Source organism: Rhodoligotrophos defluvii (assembly GCF_005281615.1).
GTDB lineage: Bacteria > Pseudomonadota > Alphaproteobacteria > Rhizobiales > Im1 > Rhodoligotrophos > Rhodoligotrophos defluvii.
The window spans coordinates 355,118-371,284 of the sequence record NZ_SZZM01000001.1; the positions used below are offsets into that span (position 1 = coordinate 355,118).

Annotated in this window: 14 protein-coding genes; 8 read left to right on the forward strand and 6 right to left on the reverse strand. The window is 64.6% G+C overall.

The genetic code is table 11. The annotated features are described in order from the left end of the window. Positions 1-11: 11 nt before the first annotated feature. The 3 genes from E4P09_RS01615 to E4P09_RS01625 all read right to left on the reverse strand — a co-directional run bounded on the left by E4P09_RS01615 (position 12) and on the right by E4P09_RS01625 (position 3,258). On the reverse strand, positions 12-1,253 hold the full coding sequence (locus tag E4P09_RS01615) for a D-amino acid dehydrogenase (RefSeq protein ID WP_137387844.1): 1,242 nt from the start codon (positions 1,251-1,253) through the stop codon (positions 12-14). A 173-nt stretch (positions 1,254-1,426) separates the two neighbouring features. Further along, complete coding sequence (locus E4P09_RS01620; protein ID WP_137387845.1) at positions 1,427-2,155, reverse strand: glutamine amidotransferase; 729 nt, start codon at positions 2,153-2,155, stop codon at positions 1,427-1,429. A 140-nt stretch (positions 2,156-2,295) separates the two neighbouring features. Then, positions 2,296-3,258 carry a TonB family protein gene (locus E4P09_RS01625; RefSeq protein WP_170984179.1) on the reverse strand — a complete coding sequence of 321 codons (963 nt, stop codon included), beginning with the start codon at positions 3,256-3,258 and terminating at the stop codon, positions 2,296-2,298. A gap of 148 nt (positions 3,259-3,406) precedes the next feature. Here E4P09_RS01625 and E4P09_RS26665 point away from each other — a divergent pair, with 148 nt between their 5' ends. From E4P09_RS26665 to E4P09_RS01635, 3 genes are all read left to right on the forward strand, one after another. Then, positions 3,407-3,538, forward strand: coding sequence for a hypothetical protein (locus tag E4P09_RS26665; RefSeq protein ID WP_275406427.1), 132 nt, complete (start codon positions 3,407-3,409; stop codon positions 3,536-3,538). A 134-nt stretch (positions 3,539-3,672) separates the two neighbouring features. Then, entirely contained in the window at positions 3,673-4,212 is a 540-nt protein-coding gene (locus E4P09_RS01630; protein WP_137387847.1) for a TRAP transporter small permease subunit, read from the forward strand. Positions 4,213-4,251: 39 nt separating this feature from the next. Next, a complete protein-coding gene (locus E4P09_RS01635; RefSeq protein ID WP_137387848.1) occupies positions 4,252-5,820 on the forward strand; it encodes a TRAP transporter large permease in 1,569 nt (522 codons plus the stop codon). 58 nt (positions 5,821-5,878) lie between these two features. Here E4P09_RS01635 and E4P09_RS01640 read toward each other — a convergent pair whose 3' ends face one another. After that, the gene (locus E4P09_RS01640; RefSeq protein ID WP_137387849.1) at positions 5,879-6,985 is read right to left on the reverse strand and encodes a TRAP transporter substrate-binding protein; all 1,107 of its coding nucleotides are present in this window, start codon (positions 6,983-6,985) and stop codon (positions 5,879-5,881) included. 287 nt (positions 6,986-7,272) lie between these two features. Between E4P09_RS01640 and E4P09_RS01645 the strand changes: the two genes are divergently transcribed. Next, a complete protein-coding gene (locus E4P09_RS01645; RefSeq protein ID WP_137387850.1) occupies positions 7,273-7,944 on the forward strand; it encodes a L,D-transpeptidase in 672 nt (223 codons plus the stop codon). 192 nt (positions 7,945-8,136) lie between these two features. Here E4P09_RS01645 and E4P09_RS01650 read toward each other — a convergent pair whose 3' ends face one another. Then, positions 8,137-10,230 (reverse strand): molybdopterin-containing oxidoreductase family protein, encoded by a 2,094-nt coding sequence (locus E4P09_RS01650; protein WP_137387851.1) that lies wholly within the window; start codon positions 10,228-10,230, stop codon positions 8,137-8,139. A 154-nt stretch (positions 10,231-10,384) separates the two neighbouring features. Here E4P09_RS01650 and E4P09_RS01655 point away from each other — a divergent pair, with 154 nt between their 5' ends. Next, complete coding sequence (locus E4P09_RS01655; protein ID WP_428977682.1) at positions 10,385-12,445, forward strand: oxidoreductase; 2,061 nt, start codon at positions 10,385-10,387, stop codon at positions 12,443-12,445. Between the two features lie 9 nt (positions 12,446-12,454). Next, entirely contained in the window at positions 12,455-13,207 is a 753-nt protein-coding gene (locus E4P09_RS01660; RefSeq protein WP_137387853.1) for an IclR family transcriptional regulator, read from the forward strand. Here E4P09_RS01660 and E4P09_RS01665 read toward each other — a convergent pair. Next, positions 13,199-14,410, reverse strand: coding sequence for a DUF3095 domain-containing protein (locus E4P09_RS01665; protein ID WP_137387854.1), 1,212 nt, complete (start codon positions 14,408-14,410; stop codon positions 13,199-13,201). The genes E4P09_RS01660 and E4P09_RS01665 overlap by 9 nt on opposite strands. A 101-nt stretch (positions 14,411-14,511) precedes the next feature. Between E4P09_RS01665 and msrP the strand changes: the two genes are divergently transcribed. Both msrP and msrQ read left to right on the forward strand, forming a co-directional pair. Continuing rightward, on the forward strand, positions 14,512-15,459 hold the full coding sequence (msrP, locus tag E4P09_RS01670) for a protein-methionine-sulfoxide reductase catalytic subunit MsrP (RefSeq protein WP_137387855.1): 948 nt from the start codon (positions 14,512-14,514) through the stop codon (positions 15,457-15,459). Continuing rightward, positions 15,456-16,112, forward strand: coding sequence for a protein-methionine-sulfoxide reductase heme-binding subunit MsrQ (gene msrQ / locus E4P09_RS01675; protein ID WP_137387856.1), 657 nt, complete (start codon positions 15,456-15,458; stop codon positions 16,110-16,112). The genes msrP and msrQ overlap by 4 nt, the downstream gene beginning before the upstream one ends. Positions 16,113-16,167: the final 55 nt, after the last annotated feature.

Consider the following 16,167-nt stretch of genomic DNA (forward strand, 5'->3'; position numbering starts at 1 on the left):
GGGTGTGTTCCCTATGCGGCGAGCCCGTCGAGTGGAATGGCGGGCTTGCGGCCGGCGATGATATCGGCGGCGATGCGCGCCGAACCGTTCGACATGGTCCAGCCGATATGGCCATGTCCGGTGTTGAAATAGAGGTTGCGGTAGCGGCTCTGGCCGATGATCGGCATGTTGGTCGGCGTCATCGGCCGCAAGCCCGCCCACATGAAGGCGCGGTCGTAGTCGGCCCCATCGGGATAGAGCTCCTGGACGATGCCTTTCATGAAGGCGAAGTCTCCGGGTTTGTGGCTGGTGTTGTAGCCGGCGAATTCGGCGGTGGCGGTGACGCGGACCCGATCACCCATCCGCGTGATCGCCACCAGGTTATTCTCGTCCACCGACGCAATGGTCGGGGCCGCGCCGTGATTCCCGATCGGGATCGTCAGCGAGTAACCCTTCACCGGATAGATCGGCAGGTCGATGCCGATGGGCTTGGCGAGGATCGGGCTGTAATTGCCGGCCGACAGCACGTAGAGATCGCCCTTGACCTCGCCCTTGTCGGTCTGAATGCCGGTGACCTGGCCGCCCGAAACGTTGATGCGCGTGGCGGCGGTGCCGGTGAGGAACTCGGCGCCGCGCTCGATGCACACCTTGGCAAGACCGTTGGTGAACTTATTGCAATCGCCCGTCTCGTCGGTCGGGCAATAGACGGCGCCGGCGATCTTGTGGGCGGCGGAGGACAGGGACGGGTCGAGCTTGACGATCTCGTCGCGGCCGATGGTCTGCATCTCCTGGCCGTCATCGGCGAGGATCTTCATGTGGGCGACGCCGCGCTCGAGCGATTCCTCATCGCGGTAGAAAAAGATGATGCCGCGGCGGTTGTTGTCGAACTGAATGTTCTCCTTCGCCACCACCTCGTGCAGCACGCCTTGGGAATAGGTGGCCAGCCGATGTTTGCGCAGGGTGTTTATCCGTGCCCGTTCCTCGGTGCATTGCGCCAGGAATTTCAGCGACCAAGTCCATAGCCGCGGGTCGAGCGAGGGCTTGAAGCGCAGCGCCTGGTTCTTCTTCACCAGCGACTTGAGCAGAATCATCGGGGCCTGGGGCGACGACCAGGCGAAGGAATGGCCGGGCGCGATCATGCCGGCATTGCCCCAGCTGGTTTCTTCCGCCACCTGCGGCTGGCGCTCGATGAGGGTCACTTCGTGACCATCCTGCTGCAGCTGGTAGGCGGTGGTTACGCCGACGACCCCGCCTCCTATGACGACAATCTTCATCGATCACCCCTGCCCGCTCGGTGGTTGCAATCAGAGGTCTCCCCTCGACCTCGCCATTCACTAGACATGGACGTTAGGGCGGGGATGGACCACCGTCAATCCATTGCCAGCGCTCATTATACACTTCTGCGCTAAATTTTTGGTCCCGGACCAGACGGCCGGCGGAGGCGTCGCTACTCCGCGGCCATGGCCGACGTGTGAGCTGGGTCCGGCTCAAGCCAGTGATCGAGGAACCGGGCGAGCCAGACGCGCACGGCCGCGTCATAGAGGCGGCGGCCTTCGAAATGGGCACGGCGCGGCTGTGCGTTCGGCAGCTCGAACCTGGGCGCGCCGCGCACGGTCCACCGGTGCAGCATCTGCAACGTGATCTCCGGATGGAACTGGATGCCGAAGGCCTTCCGGCCATAGCGGAAGGCCTGGTTCTCGAAGTGGGCGCCGCGGGCCAGCAGCTCGGCCCCGGCGGGCAGGGAAAATCCCTCCCGGTGCCAATGGTAGACGTGGCTCGGCCAGTGGAACAATGTCTGCCCCAAGGGCGTGGGGTAGATCGGGTAGTAGCCGATCTCGACCAACCCTTCCGGATGAGGCGTGACCGCGCCGCCAAGATGGCGCGACAGCATCTGGGCCCCGAGGCAGATCCCGAGAAAGGGCTTGTCTTCCTTCAGCGGAACACCGATCCAGTCGATCTCGCGGGCAATGAACGCGTCGCAGTCATTCGCACTCATCGGGCCGCCGAAGATCACGACGCCGGCGTGGTCATCCAGCCTTTCCGGCAAGGGGCAGCCCAGACAGGGCCGGCGAATGTCGAGCTCATAGCCCCGCTCGCGCAGCATGAGTCCGACCCGTCCGGGACTCGATGACGCCTGATGCACGACGATGAGGATCTTGTTCGGCGCAGACTTCATGAAGCAACCAGGTCCAGGCGCAAATCGCTTGGCATACTAGACACTTATTCTTTCATATTCCTGAGAAAAGAGCGATGGGACCCATGCATAGCCGCCATGACGCAGATGCAAAACAGCGGAATTGTTGCGGCGCGGCAACGTCAGGACCCTAGCCGCAGCGAGATTTCGATGATGGCCCGGTCGCCGGGGATTTCGCGCGGCAGGCGCTTGAAGGGCGCTGCGGCGCGGATCGCCTGCAGGCCCACCTGATCGAGATCGCGATAGCCGGAGGAGCGGGTGAGTTGCACGCTCACCAGCTTTCCTTGCCTGGTGATCACGGCCTGGTATTGGGCAACGCCGCGCCGAGATTCGCTGCCCGGCGGATAGACCAGGCGGGCGACGATCTTGTCCCGCAGGGCGTTGAGATAAGGGTCGCCGCCACCGCCCGGCCCACTGCTCATGCCGGAAAGACCGCGGGCCGGCCGTGGGATCTCGAAGGCAGGGGGTAGGTCAAGCTTGGGAACGCCGGCCATCATCTGTGGCGGATCCGGTGCCTTGGGCTCGGTGCCGGTTTCCGACTCCACCAGCTTCGGCATTTCCGGCGCGGGCTTGGCCTGCTGCTCGACCTGCTGCGGCGACAGCTCGGGCCTCGCCGGCTCGGGCTTTTCCTCAGGCTGCTCGACCTTGGGCGCATCGCTGGGCGGAAGCTGCGTGTTGTCCGTCGCGCCGCTCTGCCGCAGCACGGGCTCAGACTGCTGCTCTTCCGGCTTTTTCTCCGGCTCCGGCTCGGGCTTCTGCTCCTCTGCCTCCTGGGGGGCAGGCGGGGGCGGAGGCGGCATGGTCACCAGCTCCACCGGTATGGCCTGCGGCACATCGAGCTGGCTCGCGCCGGGAAACTGGTAGATCACCGCGGCGAAGACCAGCACATGCAGCAACAAGGCCAGGAGCCAGGTGACGGTCCAGCGCAGAGCTTCCCGCCGGGCCGGCGTCGGCGATGCGGGCACGAGCGGCTCGGGGTGCACGGTCTCCAGAATGGACGCGTCGGCGGTGCTCAGGACGTTTCCTCTAGGCTCGAGGTGCTTGATCGGAACAGCGGACTTAAGCCGTCCTTGCGGCGTTAACATTATGCATGCGGCGCCCATTTCGCCAGATGCCAACGCGACATTGTGAGCCCGCCTCGGGCATACGAAAAATCCTCGGCCGCAGCAAACTGGCGCTAGAGTGTAGCGGTGAAGGCTCTACGATGGCAGATCTGAACGGAGGGGATGCGAAATGACACGGCTGGTGCTCGTGATAGCTGCTCTGCTCCTGCTGGCGGGATGCGAGACCGTGACGCCCGGTGCCTCGGTGCGCGGCAATTCCGACGTAATGCGCGGATCAGCAGGGGTTGGCATTCCGCTGTGACCTGGCCTTTGCGGGCTGCCTGCCGCGAGCGCGTCTGCAACTATTGACCGAGTTGGTCCAGTCCGCAAAAGCTGCTATGCGCAAGCAAAGCGGCGAATGAGAACATATCGCCAACCAAAGGGGACGTGAAAAGCATGCAAGCCCTTCTGGCGTTCAGCCGCCTGATCGATCGGCTGAATGCGCGGTTTGCCATCGTTGCGAATTACTGCGTGCTGGTTGCGGTGCTGATCAGCGCCGGGAATGCGGTGATGCGCTACGTGCTGAGCTACAGCTCGAACGCGTTCCTCGAGGTGCAGTGGTACCTATTTGCGGCGATGGTCATGCTCGGCACGTCCTATACTCTCAAGAACAACGGGCATGTGAGAGTGGACCTGATCTATTCCTCGGTGGGTGACCGGCAGCGGCTCTATATCGACCTGCTCGGCCTGATCTTCTTCCTTCTGCCGGTGACCGGATACCTCATCTATCTGACGGTGCCCTTCTTCCTTGCCTCGTTCCGGAGCGGGGAGATGTCCATGAATGCAGGCGGCTTGATCCTCTGGCCGGCGAAGCTGATGATCCCGCTGGGCTTTATCCTGCTCGCCCTGCAGGGAATTTCAGAGCTGATCAAGCGAATCGGCGCGCTGACCGGGCAGGTGGAGCTCGATACACACTACGAGAAGCCGCTGCAGTAAGGCGGCCAACAAGAAAGCCAAGAGGGGAAACGCGTCCGCATGTTTGAATACGGCATCATGCCCCCGCTCATGTTCGCGGGCCTCGTCCTCTTTCTGCTCTATGGTTTTCCGGTCGCGTTTTCGCTGGCCGCCTGCGGCTTGTTCTTCGGCGCCATCGGCATTCTGACCGGACATTTCGATGCGGTCTTCCTGCAGGCGCTGCCGCTGCGGTTCTTCGGCGTACTCTCCAACGACCTGCTGCTTGCAATTCCCTTCTTCACCTTCATGGGCGCCATTCTGGAGCGCAGCGGGCTGGCCGAGGATCTCCTGGAAGGGGCGGGGCAGCTATTCGGGCCGCTGCCAGGCGGACTCGCCTATGCGGTCGTGCTGGTCGGGGCGGTGATGGGCGCGATCACCGGCACGGTGGCGGCGTCGGTCATCGCCATGGGCATCGTGTCGCTTCCGATCATGATGCGCTACGGCTACAGCACGCGGGTCGCGACCGGGGTGATCGCCGCCTCCGGAACGATCGCGCAGCTGATCCCGCCGTCGCTCGTGCTGATCATCCTGGCCGACCAGCTCGGCCGGTCGGTGGGCGACATGTATGCGGGCGCGATCGGACCGTCGCTGCTGCAGGTCGCCATATTCCTGATCTTCATCCTGGTGATGTCGATCGTGCGGCCGCACACTATGCCGCCGCTTCCCAAGGAAGCCCGGACGGCCAGCAGCCTGCAGCTCCTGTGGCGGGTGGCCAAGGCCATGGTGCCGTCACTGGTGCTGATGTTCCTGGTGCTGGGCACCATCTTCCTGGGGCTTGCCACGCCGACGGAAGCGGGCGCAATGGGCGCGGTGGGCGCCATGCTGCTGGCGATCATGCATCGGCGCCTCACTTGGGCGCTTGTGCGGGAGGGCATGGCCTCCACGACCCGCATCACCGCCATGGTGGTGTTCATCCTGATCGGCTCGACCGTGTTCAGCCTGGTGTTCCAGGGCATGGACGGCGGCCACTGGGTGCAGCATCTTCTCTCGGGGCTGCCGGGCGGCGTGCTGGGCTTCCTGATCTTCGTCAACGTGTTCGTGTTCTTTCTGGCATTCTTCCTCGATTTCTTCGAGATCGCCTTCATCGTCATTCCCATGCTGGTGCCGGCGGCCCAGGCCTTGGGGATCGATCTGGTCTGGTTCGGCGTGCTCCTGTGCGTGAACATGCAGACGGCGTTCATGCACCCGCCTTTCGGCTTCGCGCTCTTCTACCTGCGCGGGATCGCGCCGAAGAGCGTGCGCACGTCGGACATATACATGGGTGCGATACCCTGGCTCACCCTGCAGCTGCTGCTGGTCTTCGTCGTGATCTTCTGGCCAGAGACGGTGACGTACTGGATCCGAAAGGAGAGGACGGTCGACCCTTCCACCATTCAGTTGAACGTGCCGATGCCGGGCGCAGGGCCGAGCAGCCCGACAGCGCCGAGCTTCGGCGCGCCCCCGCCGAGCTTCGGGGCACCTCCGCCGCCGAGTTTCGGGGCGCCTCCGCCGCCGAGTTTCGGGGCGCCTCCCCCGGCGAACACGCCGCCAGGCCAGACCACGACACCCCCTCCACCAAGCTTTGGAGCGCCACAACAGCAGCAGCCTTGAACAGCAAAAGCCCGGACATCATCAATGCCCGGGCTCCATGGTCTCGATAGCTCAGCGATTATTTGCCGGCGGCCTGCTGGCTGTAGACATAACTGTCGTAGCTGTATTCCGCCACCCGGAACCATTCGTAGATCTGGCTGCGGAACGTCTTCCACGGCTCATACATCTTCTTCCAGGCCGGATTCGTGTCGGCAAGCTCGTCATAGATCTTGAACGCCTGCTCGTAGCTCGCATCGAGCACGTCGCGCGGCAGTGGCCGGAGCTGCACGCCCTTGCCGACGAGGCTGCGGATCGCCTGCATGTTCTTCACGTCGTAAAGCGCCAGCATGTTGATGTTCACGGCCTTGGCTGCCGTGTCCAGGGCCGCTTTATAGGCATCAGGCAGTTCGTCGTATTTGGCCTTGTTGAACAGGAAATGCACGGTCGGGCCGCCTTCCCAGAAGGCCGGGTAGTAGTAGAACTTGGCCACCTGGTAGAAGCCGAGCTTCTCGTCGTCATAGGGGCCCACCCATTCCGTCGCATCGATGGTGCCACGTTCCAGCGCCGGATAGATGTCGCCGCCAGCCAGCTGCTGCGGCACGACGCCCAAAGGTTGCAGCACCCGGCCGGCGATGCCGGCGATGCGCATCTTGAGACCGTTCAGGTCGGCGACGCTGTTGATCTCCTTGCGGAACCAGCCGCCCATCTGCGTGCCCGTATTGCCACCCGGCATGCCGATCACGTTGTAGGCGGACAGGAACTCGTTCACCGCCTCGTTGCCGCCGCCATGATACAGCCAGGCATTCTGCTGGCGAGCATTGAGGCCGAACGGAACCGAGGACGGAAGCGCGAAGGTCGGATCCTTGCCCACATAGTAGTAGCAGACCGTGTGCGCGGCCTCGACGGTGTTGTTCTGCACCGCATCCAGCGCTTGCAGCCCGGGCACGATCTCGCCGGCCGGAAACACGTCGATGGTGAACTTGCCGTCGGTCATTTTCTTGACGGCATCGGCCAGAACCGGAGCACCGCCGAAAATGGTGTCCAGCGAATTGGGAAAGCTTGAGGTCAAACGCCACCTGATCTCCGGCATCGACTGGGCTATGGCGGGTGCGGCCAGCGGCACCGCGCTGGCAGCCGCGGCGCCCGCGACGAAACCAGCCTTTTTGATCACTGTGCGACGATCCATACAACGATCCTCCCGAGAAAGCGCTTATGAGGTTGTCCGATGTCGCCGCCGTGAGGCCGGCGGCGAGAAGCTGGACGAATATGATCGCAATGCTTGCGGGAAAACAAGCGCATCGGTGCATGGCAGCGGTGCGACGAAAGTCTAAGCGGCTGGCAAAACGGCCACTGGTGCACATTTTCGGCGGGATCAGGTGCCAAGCGCACGTTAATATCAATGTTCTTTCGCAAAGTTCGAGGGTATGAAAGCGCCGCATTCCTTTCAGACGACCGCGTGAAAAGATTACATCGATGCCTGTTACCCGTCGCATGTTCGTTGCCAGTCTTCCGTTCGTCCTGACCGCCTGTTCCACGACGCGGCCCATGCCCGTTCTTTTTCGGCCGCCGCCCGATCCGTTCTATGTGGAAATGTATGCAGCGATCCACGATGAGCCGTATCCGGTGCCGGCCGTGGATGTCAGCAGGATCGATCCGGAATATCTGCGCCAGGAAGTTGCCTTCGATGGGCCGGAGCCGGCGGGAAGCATCGTGGTCGATCCGGAGCGCCGCTTTCTCTACCTGGTGCGCGAGGGCGGCAAGGCGCTGCGCTATGGCTGCGGGGTGGGCAAGGCCGGGTTCGACTATCAGGGGGATGCGGTGATCGGCCGTAAGGCGCGCTGGCCGCGGTGGACGCCGACGCCAACCATGATCGCGCTAGAACCGGAGCGGTACGGTCCCTATGCTGATGGGTTGCCCGGCGGCCTGGACAATCCCTTGGGGGCCCGCGCGCTTTATCTCTACCAAAACGGCCGCGATACGCTCTATCGCATCCACGGGACCAACGAGCCCTGGTCGATCGGGCGCTCGGTATCGAGCGGCTGCATCCGCCTGTTCAATCAGGATGTGATCGATCTCTACAACCGGGTACCGGTCGGCACCAGGGTTACGGTGCTGCCGGTCGGCTCCTTCAACCGGACGGCGTGAGAGCCGCAGGCTACCCAGGCCGACACGGCACGAACTCCCATTGCGGCCCCTGGATTGCCGCGTCAAGCGCGGCAATGACGGAAAGGACTGGTGTTCCTCCTCACCCGTCATGCCGGCCGCGCCTAGCGCTGAGCCGGCATTCAGGGCTACATGGCGCGCGGCTTCCCGCTTGGCTCTGGATCACAACCGCCCTCAAGCGGGCCGCACCCACACCCGGTTGTCATGGAAGGCGCAGCCGCTCAGGGGTGCCGGCTGGTCGGCACCGGTGAGGCTGTTGATGCCGCATCCGTCCTCGAAGGCGGAATTCGGCCAGATCGATTCGGCGATCACGACCCCCGGCTGCACACCGTCGAAGGCGCGGACATGGAGGGTCACCACGCCGCGGCGGTTGCCGACCTTGACCTTGTCGTCGCTCGTCAGGTTGAGCTGCGCCAGATCCTTGGGGTTCATCATCAGTTCCGGCCGGCCCTCCTTGGCGCGCGAAGTGGGCGTCTCGTTGAAGCTTGAGTTGAGGAAATTGCGGGCCGGGCTGGTGGCGAGCCGGAACGGGTGCTCGGCATCCGCCTCCTCGATGACGGTCCAGTGGTCCGGGAATTCGGGAATGTCATCGATCGGGCCGAGCTTGGCCTTCACCTGCGGCTTATAGACCACCTTGCGCCAGTCGGGCCGGAAGCGGAACTTGCCGCCGGGCTGCTTGAAGCCGTTCAGAAAATGCGCTTCCTCGAATTTCGGCTGGCAGTCGATCCAGCGGTTCTCCTTGAGCTCTTCCCACGTGCCCCAGCCGGATTCGCGCAAGGTGTGATCGAGGATCTCGGCCGGCGTCATCTCGAAGCCGGGGTGGCTGGCGCCCACCCGCCTGGCAAGTCCGACGATGATCTCGTGGTTCGAGCGGCAATCGCCCGGCGCCTCGATGAGCTTGGGGCCGGCCAGCAGGTGCTGATGGCCGCCGCTGGTGTAGATGTCGTCATGCTCCATGAACATGGTGGCGGGCAGCACGATGTCGGCCATTTCGGCCGTTTCGGTCATGAACTGCTCGTGCACGCAGGTGAACAGGTCGGGCCGCGCCATGCCCTGCTTCACCCGATTCTGGTCGGGTGCCACCGAGACCGGGTTGGTGTTCTGGAACAGCATGGCCATGACCGGCGGTCCGTCGCCCAAATCCCTTGGGTTCCCGAGCAATACTTCGCCGATGCGCCCCTGTTCGAGCACGCGGACGGAAGGGTCCATCGCGTCCAGCCCTTCGATCAGCGACTTCTTCATGTGATAGATGCCGCTATTCGAGTGCAGCGCCCCGCCGCCTTCATATTGCCAGGCGCCGGTCACCACCGGTATGCAACTCACCGCATGGACGTTGACCGCACCGTTGCGCGAGCGGGAGAAGCCATAGCCGATGCGGAAGAAGGTGCGACGATGCTCGCCGATCAACCTGGCGAAGGCCTCGATCTGGCTCGGCTCAAGGCCGGTGATGGCGGAGGCCCATGCCGGGTCGCGGGTCGCGAGATGGGCCTCGAATTCGCGCGGGCAATCGGAAAAGCGCTCGAGATAGTCCCAATCGGCATAGCCGTCGCGGAACAGCACGTGCATGACGGCGCAGGCCAGGGCGCCATCCGTGCCGGGCCGGATGATCAAGCCGAGATCCGCCTGCTTCATGGTGGCGGTCTCGTAAACGTCAATCACCGCGATCTTGGCGCCCCGCTCCTTGCGCGCTTTGAGGGCATGGGTCATCACATTGACCTGGGTGTGCACGGCGTTCGTGCCCCAAATCACCACCAGGTCGGCAAGCGACATTTCTCGTGGATCGGGACCTGCGATCTTGCCCTGGCCGGCGAGGATGCCGGGCCAGGACAGGGTCACGCAGAACGTGTCGTACATGCCGGAATATTTCTTGACATGGCGCAGGCGGTTGATGCCGTCGCGCATGAGCAGGCCCATGGTGCCGGCATAGTAATAGGGCCAGACCGCTTCCGACCCGTAGCGGGATTCAGCTTTCAGGAAGGCCTCGGCGACCTCGTCCAGCGCATCCTCGATACCGATCTCCTGCCACGTGCCGGCCCCCTTCTCGCCCTTGCGCTTCAGCGCCTTGGTGAGCCGGCCGGGATGGTGAATGCGCTCGGCATAGCGGGCAACCTTGGCGCAGATGACCCCGAGCGTATAGCTGTTATCGGCTGAGCCGCGCACCCGCCCGATGGTGCCCTCGTCCAGCACCTCCACATCCAGCGCACAGGTGGATGGGCAGTCATGCGGGCAAGCAGAATGGCCGATCTTGACGTTCTGGCGAATGTTCATGGGCGAAGCGGATCCCGTTCTACGCAATGGCCTCCCATGATAGCGAAAAGGACAGCCGGGTGATAGGTGCACCTCCCGGCTTGACGGGCGGCAGCCTGGCCGGCCATACTTCCGAAATTCAGGACAACGTTCCGATTTTCGGAACATCACGGGAGTGAATGCCTTGGCCGAGAACCGCTTCAGCCTCCTGTTCCAGCCGATCGACATCGGGCCGGTCAGGGCCAAGAACCGCTTCTACCAGACGCCCCATTGCAACGGCATGGGCAGCTTAAGGCCGCAGGCGCACGCGGCCATGCGCGGGGTGAAGGCGGAAGGCGGCTGGGCCGTGGTCAATACGGAGCATTGCTCGGTGCATCCGACCGGCGACCTGATGCCGGAGGTGCTGCAGACCCTGTGGGATGACGGCGACATCCCGGTGCTGGCGCGCATGGTGGACGCGGTGCATGCTCATGACGCGCTGGCAGGCGTGCAACTGGCCTATGCCGCCTATTACAACGCCAACCGGCTCACCCGCGAGGTGCCCATGGGACCGATGGCGCGGCCGGTGAGCGGTTATCACCCGGTGCAGGTGCGGGCCATGGACAAGCAGGACATCCGCAACCTGCTGGGCTGGTGGGGCGATGCTGCGCGGCGCGCGGTCAAAGCCGGGTTCGACATCATCAATGTGGACGCCAATTTCTCGACCATCGCCTTCCAGTTCATGTCGCCGCGCAACCAGCGGACCGACGAATATGGCGGGCCGCTCAGGAACCGGGTGCGGCTGTTGAAAGAGCTGATCGAGGTCTCGCGGGAGGCGAGCGAGGGCCGCTGCGGCATCAGCGTGCGGCTGATCGTGGACGAGCTGTGCGGCGAGCAGGGCTTGCGGGTCAAGGATGAGGGCCTGGAGGCGATCGGCCTTCTCGGCGAGTTGCCGGATTTGTGGGACATCGTGGTGGGCACCTGGGCGGACGACTCGCCCACCTCGCGCTTTGCGCCGGAGAACGACCACGAGCCATTTATGCTTGGCATCAAACAGGTGACCAGCAAGCCGGTGGTGGGGGTGGGCCGCTTCACCTCGCCGGATACGATGCTGAGCATGGTCCGCCGCGGTATTCTCGACATGATCGGGGCGGCGCGGCCGTCGATCGCCGATCCGTTCCTGCCGAAGAAGATCGAGGAGGACCGCACCGAGGACATCCGCGAATGCATCGGCTGCAATATCTGCGTGTCCAGCCATTTCGCCATGACCAATCTGCGCTGCACCCAGAACCCGACCATGGGGGAGGAATGGCGGCGCGGCTGGCACCCCGAGCATATCGCGCCGAAGCGCACCGACCAGACCGTCCTGGTGGTGGGTTCAGGCCCGGCTGGGCTCGAAGCCGCCCGGGCGCTGGGCCAGCGCGGATACGAGGTGGTGCTGGCCGAGCGCGAGCGCGAGCTGGGCGGCCGGGTGACGCGCGAAGCAGAGCTGCCGGGCTTGCGCGAGTGGCTTAGGGTGCGCGACTGGCGGGTGGGCCAGATCGCCAAGATGCCCAATGTGTCGGTTTATCGGGAGAGCGATCTCTCGGCGGAAGACATTCTCGGCTTCGGCTATCCCTCCGTGGCGCTGGCCACCGGCGCATCGTGGCGGGCGGACGGCGTCGGCCGGGTGCATGCGCTGCCAGTGCCGATCGCCGGCGATATGGCCGCGATGACGCCGGATGACATCATGGCGGGCCAGCTGCCGGAGGGGCCGGTGCTGATCTATGACGATGATCACTACTATATGGGCGCGGTCATCGCGGAGAAGCTGGCACGGGCCGGACTTCCAGTGACCATTGCGACACCGGCCGCCGAGGTATCCGCCTTCACCGAGAACACGCTGGAGCTGGGCCGCACGGCCTTGCGGCTGCACGAGCTTGGGGTGCGGATGATCACCCATCACGCGCTGTTCGAGGCAGGCGGTGGCAAGGCCCGGCTGGTCCATATGCGCACCATGGCGGCCCAGGACCTCCCGTGCCGCAGCATCGTCATGGTCACCGCGCGGGTGCCGAATGAGCGGCTATTCCATGCGCTGACCGCCGATGCGGGCCGGTTGCAGGAGGCCGGCATCCGCTCCGTCACACGGATCGGCGATTGTCTGGCGCCGGCGGCCATCGTCGCTGCGGTTTTTGCCGGCCACCGCTACGCCCGCACGTTCGATGAGCCTGAGCCGGCCTTGTTCCGCCGCGAGCGGATCGACCTTGACGCGGCGTGAGCGGAGCCGATGTCTGCGGAAAAACCGCTCGAGCGCTATATGCGGATCATCGAGGTGGTGAGCGGGTTCCCGGACGGCATATCGCTCACCGCCCTGGCCACGGCGCTTGCCCTTCCCAAGACCACGGCACATCGGCTGCTCAAAGGCTTGACCGATGTCGGCATGGTGGAGCTCAAAGGGCAGACCTACCGGCTGGGCCCGCGGCTGACCAACCTGCTCTATGCCAGCGCCGATGACGGCTGGATCCGGGCGGTGAGCCAGCCCCTGCTGCAAGAACTCGCGGCGGCGACCGACCAGGTGTGCTTCATCGCGCGGCTCGACGGGGCAGCGGTGCGCAGCATCGCCATGGTGGCGCCGGACAACCCGGTGCGGCCCTATGTGATGCCCGGCCGCGAGATCCCGCTGCACACCGGTGCCTCCGCCAAGGCGCTGCTCGCCTTTCTCGACCGCGACCGCCGGCTTGCGCTGCTGCCCGATCCCCTGCCCCGGCTCACGGCGCAGACCAAGACCGATCTCGCCGACATCGAAGCCGAATGGGCCGAGATCCGTCGCACGGGCGTGGCCTTCTGCATCGGCGAGGACGTGGAGGGGTTTGCCGGCATTGCGATGCCGGTGCGGGTGGAGGGCAAGCCTATCCGCTACAGCCTTTGCCTCACTGGCACGATCGACGGCCTGATCAATGGCCGACGAGACGACCATGTTCGGCACCTCTCCGCCTGCGCCGCGCGCCTGGCGCGCCTGCTGGCGGCCCGGCTACCCTGATCCGGCGAGCGCCTCGCTGGGCGGCGGCGCCATGCGCGTCTCGCTGCGTTGCTTGAAGTCGGCGGCGGCGAGCGCAAAGCCACCGTCGGCATTGTCGACGAAATGGATGTGCTGGTTGTCGGCCAGGCTGAAGACGAGGCAGGTCATCAGCCCGCGCTCGGCCACGTGGGCGCCGTAGATCAGCCGGTCCGCCCGGTATTCCGCGTCCAGATAGTCCATGATCCTGGCGACCTGCTCGTCGGTGACATCGAGCACCAGGCGCAAGGTGCCGTCATATTTGCGGAAGTCGGTGTTCGCGAACAGCTGGTCCCGGTAGACGACCGGGTCGAAGTCGCCAATCTTGCGATTGAGCCGCTGCACCGCCCATTGCACCAGCGAGATCCCCAAGCGCTTGCCGTATTCCAGCCAATAAGGCGTGCGGCTGGAATTCAGACGTGCCTCCGCGGCCAAGCGCTGCGGCGGCCACGAGAACTGCAGCGAATGACCGCTCACCGGCGCGATCGACTTCAGCTCGCTGCCGGCCAGGCGAGCGACCGCGTCCATGGTGCGCATCAGGGTCTGCCGCTTGACGGCCGGCGCTTCGTTGCGAGCGCGCAGGATCAGCGCCAACATGCGTCCGTTACGCGGCACCAAGGGGTCCCACCGGCAGGAGAGGCCGCCGAGGTCAGGGATCGCTTCACCCTCCCCGCCCTGCAGAAGGAATGGAGCGCTCGAGGTTTCCGACTTGATCAGCTGCTCGGCGAGCTGGATGCCGCCGCCGACGAACATGGCGAGGAAGTTGCCGGGGCTCAGCTCATACTTGCGGACACGCAGATCCTGACCTTCGGCCCGGAGCGCGGCAACGGGGATGGCCGCGGCACGCAAGGCGAGCCCGAAGGATTGTCGGCTCACCACCTGCAGTCCGCGCAAAGTGGCCGAGGCGGCCTCGGCCAAGGACGGCGGCACCAGCACCACCGCGCCGTCACCGCCAAATTCGAAGGGCAGCTTGAGGCTTCCCGCCACATTGAGGATTGCCGCGATGGAAGAGGCGCCAATCAGGTTCACGTCCTTGTAGCGACCCTCGGCAATGGCGCGGGTGGAGGAGACCACATCGGTGATCATCAGCACCCAGTCGTCCGGCACCGGCACATAGGCCTCGAAGTCGGCCACCTCGTCGAAGCGGGAGAAAGACGGCAGGTCCAGATAGAAGCGATCCGATCGCATATGCTGCTCCTCGGCCTCACGGCAATGTGTGGCGCACCTGCGCCCATCCGCCACCCGATCCGCTATATATAGGCAGAAGCAAAATCAGCCGAGGCGGTCCCATGCTGATCCGTCGTGCGCGTGACATCCGCTATTCCGAGGTTACCCCGAAATCGCTTTACCTGCGACGACGCGAGTTTCTCGCCGGTGGGCTGGCTCTCGGGCTGGTCGGTCCAGACGCCACCCCGGTTGATGCCGCTCCGCTCACGGCGAGCAAAAGCGCGTTCTCCACCGACGAGAAGCTCACCCCGCGCGAGGATGTGACCACCTACAACAATTTCTACGAATTCGGCACCGGCAAGGGTGACCCTGCCGAGAATTCGGGCAAGTTCAAGCCGCTGCCCTGGACGATGGACGTCGGTGGCCTCGTCGCCAAGCCGAAGACGTTCGACTACGACGAACTCATGAGTCTCGCCCCGCTGGAAGAGCGGATCTACCGGCTGCGCTGCGTGGAGGCGTGGTCCATGGTCATCCCGTGGATCGGCTTCCCTCTGAAGGCGCTGCTCGACCGGGTGGAGCCCATGGGCTCGGCCAAGTTCGTCGCCTTCGAGACCGTGCTGCGGCCGGACGAGATGCCAGGCGTGGGCGGGTTCTTCGAGGTGCTCGACTGGCCCTATGTGGAGGGCCTGCGGCTCGATGAAGCGATGCATCCCCTGACCATCCTGGCGGTCGGGCTCTATGGCGAGACGCTGCCCAACCAGAACGGCGCACCCATTCGCCTGGTGGTGCCGTGGAAATACGGCTTCAAGAGCATCAAGTCGATCGTGCGCATCACGCTGGTGGAGGACCAGCCGCCCACCTCGTGGAACCGGCAGAACCCGTCGGAATACGGCTTCTATTCCAACGTCAATCCGGAGGTCGATCATCCGCGCTGGAGCCAGGCCACCGAGCGGCGCATTGGCGAAGGCGGCTTGTTCGGCGGGAGCCGGCGGCCGACCCTGATGTTCAACGGCTATGGCGACCAAGTGGCCAGCCTGTATGCCGGCATGGACCTCAAGGAGAACTATTGACCGCCAGCGACAGCAAGACCGCAGCGGCGTCCGCGACGCGCCGCGCCCTCTCCCCGCGGGCGATAAACTGGCTGATCTATGTGGTCGGTTTCATGCCGGGCCTGTGGACCTTCTATCTCGGGGCGATGGACCAGCTCGGCGCCGACCCGGTGAAGGTGCTGGAGCATACGCTCGGCCTGTGGACGCTGCGGTTCCTCATCCTCACCCTGGCGGTTACGCCCTTGCGCGAGCTCACCCGGATAAACCTGCTGCGCTATCGGCGCGCGCTGGGGCTCTTGGCCTTCTATTACGCCACCTTCCATTTCACCACCTATCTGGTGCTCGACCAGGCGCTCGACCTCAACGGCATCGTGGCCGATATCCTGAAGCGGCCCTATATCACCATCGGCATGTTCGCCCTGCTCATGCTGGTGCCGCTGGCGATCACCTCCAACAATGCGTCCATAAGGCGGCTCGGCCCCAACTGGCGGAGGTTGCACCGCCTCGTCTATGTGGCTGCGGCCGCCGGGGCCGTGCACTTCATCATGGCGGTGAAATCCTGGCCGGCCGAGCCGCTGATCTATGCGGGGATCGTTGCGGCCCTGCTGGGCTACAGGCTGCTGCCGCGCAGCCTGCGCCGGCCGTGGCTCTCGCGTGCCCGGCCGCGGGCCTGAGGAACTTCTTCGAGAGTCTGATTGACACCGAGCCGTCATGGGCGCGTGATAGCGG

What these genes read in the sequence shown, in the direction of transcription:
- E4P09_RS01665 (WP_137387854.1), bottom strand. Translation starts at nt 14,410, where the DNA reads ATGCGATCGGATCGCTTCTATCTGGACCTGCCGTCTTTCTCCCGCTTC.
- E4P09_RS01625 (WP_170984179.1), bottom strand. Translation starts at nt 3,258, where the DNA reads ATGTTAACGCCGCAAGGACGGCTTAAGTCCGCTGTTCCGATCAAGCAC.
- E4P09_RS01660 (WP_137387853.1), top strand. Translation starts at nt 12,455, where the DNA reads ATGTCTGCGGAAAAACCGCTCGAGCGCTATATGCGGATCATCGAGGTG.
- E4P09_RS01635 (WP_137387848.1), top strand. Translation starts at nt 4,252, where the DNA reads ATGTTTGAATACGGCATCATGCCCCCGCTCATGTTCGCGGGCCTCGTC.
- E4P09_RS01620 (WP_137387845.1), bottom strand. Translation starts at nt 2,155, where the DNA reads ATGAAGTCTGCGCCGAACAAGATCCTCATCGTCGTGCATCAGGCGTCA.
- E4P09_RS26665 (WP_275406427.1), top strand. Translation starts at nt 3,407, where the DNA reads ATGACACGGCTGGTGCTCGTGATAGCTGCTCTGCTCCTGCTGGCGGGA.
- E4P09_RS01640 (WP_137387849.1), bottom strand. Translation starts at nt 6,985, where the DNA reads ATGGATCGTCGCACAGTGATCAAAAAGGCTGGTTTCGTCGCGGGCGCC.
- E4P09_RS01645 (WP_137387850.1), top strand. Translation starts at nt 7,273, where the DNA reads ATGCCTGTTACCCGTCGCATGTTCGTTGCCAGTCTTCCGTTCGTCCTG.
- msrP (WP_137387855.1), top strand. Translation starts at nt 14,512, where the DNA reads ATGCTGATCCGTCGTGCGCGTGACATCCGCTATTCCGAGGTTACCCCG.
- E4P09_RS01650 (WP_137387851.1), bottom strand. Translation starts at nt 10,230, where the DNA reads ATGAACATTCGCCAGAACGTCAAGATCGGCCATTCTGCTTGCCCGCAT.
- E4P09_RS01630 (WP_137387847.1), top strand. Translation starts at nt 3,673, where the DNA reads ATGCAAGCCCTTCTGGCGTTCAGCCGCCTGATCGATCGGCTGAATGCG.
- E4P09_RS01615 (WP_137387844.1), bottom strand. Translation starts at nt 1,253, where the DNA reads ATGAAGATTGTCGTCATAGGAGGCGGGGTCGTCGGCGTAACCACCGCC.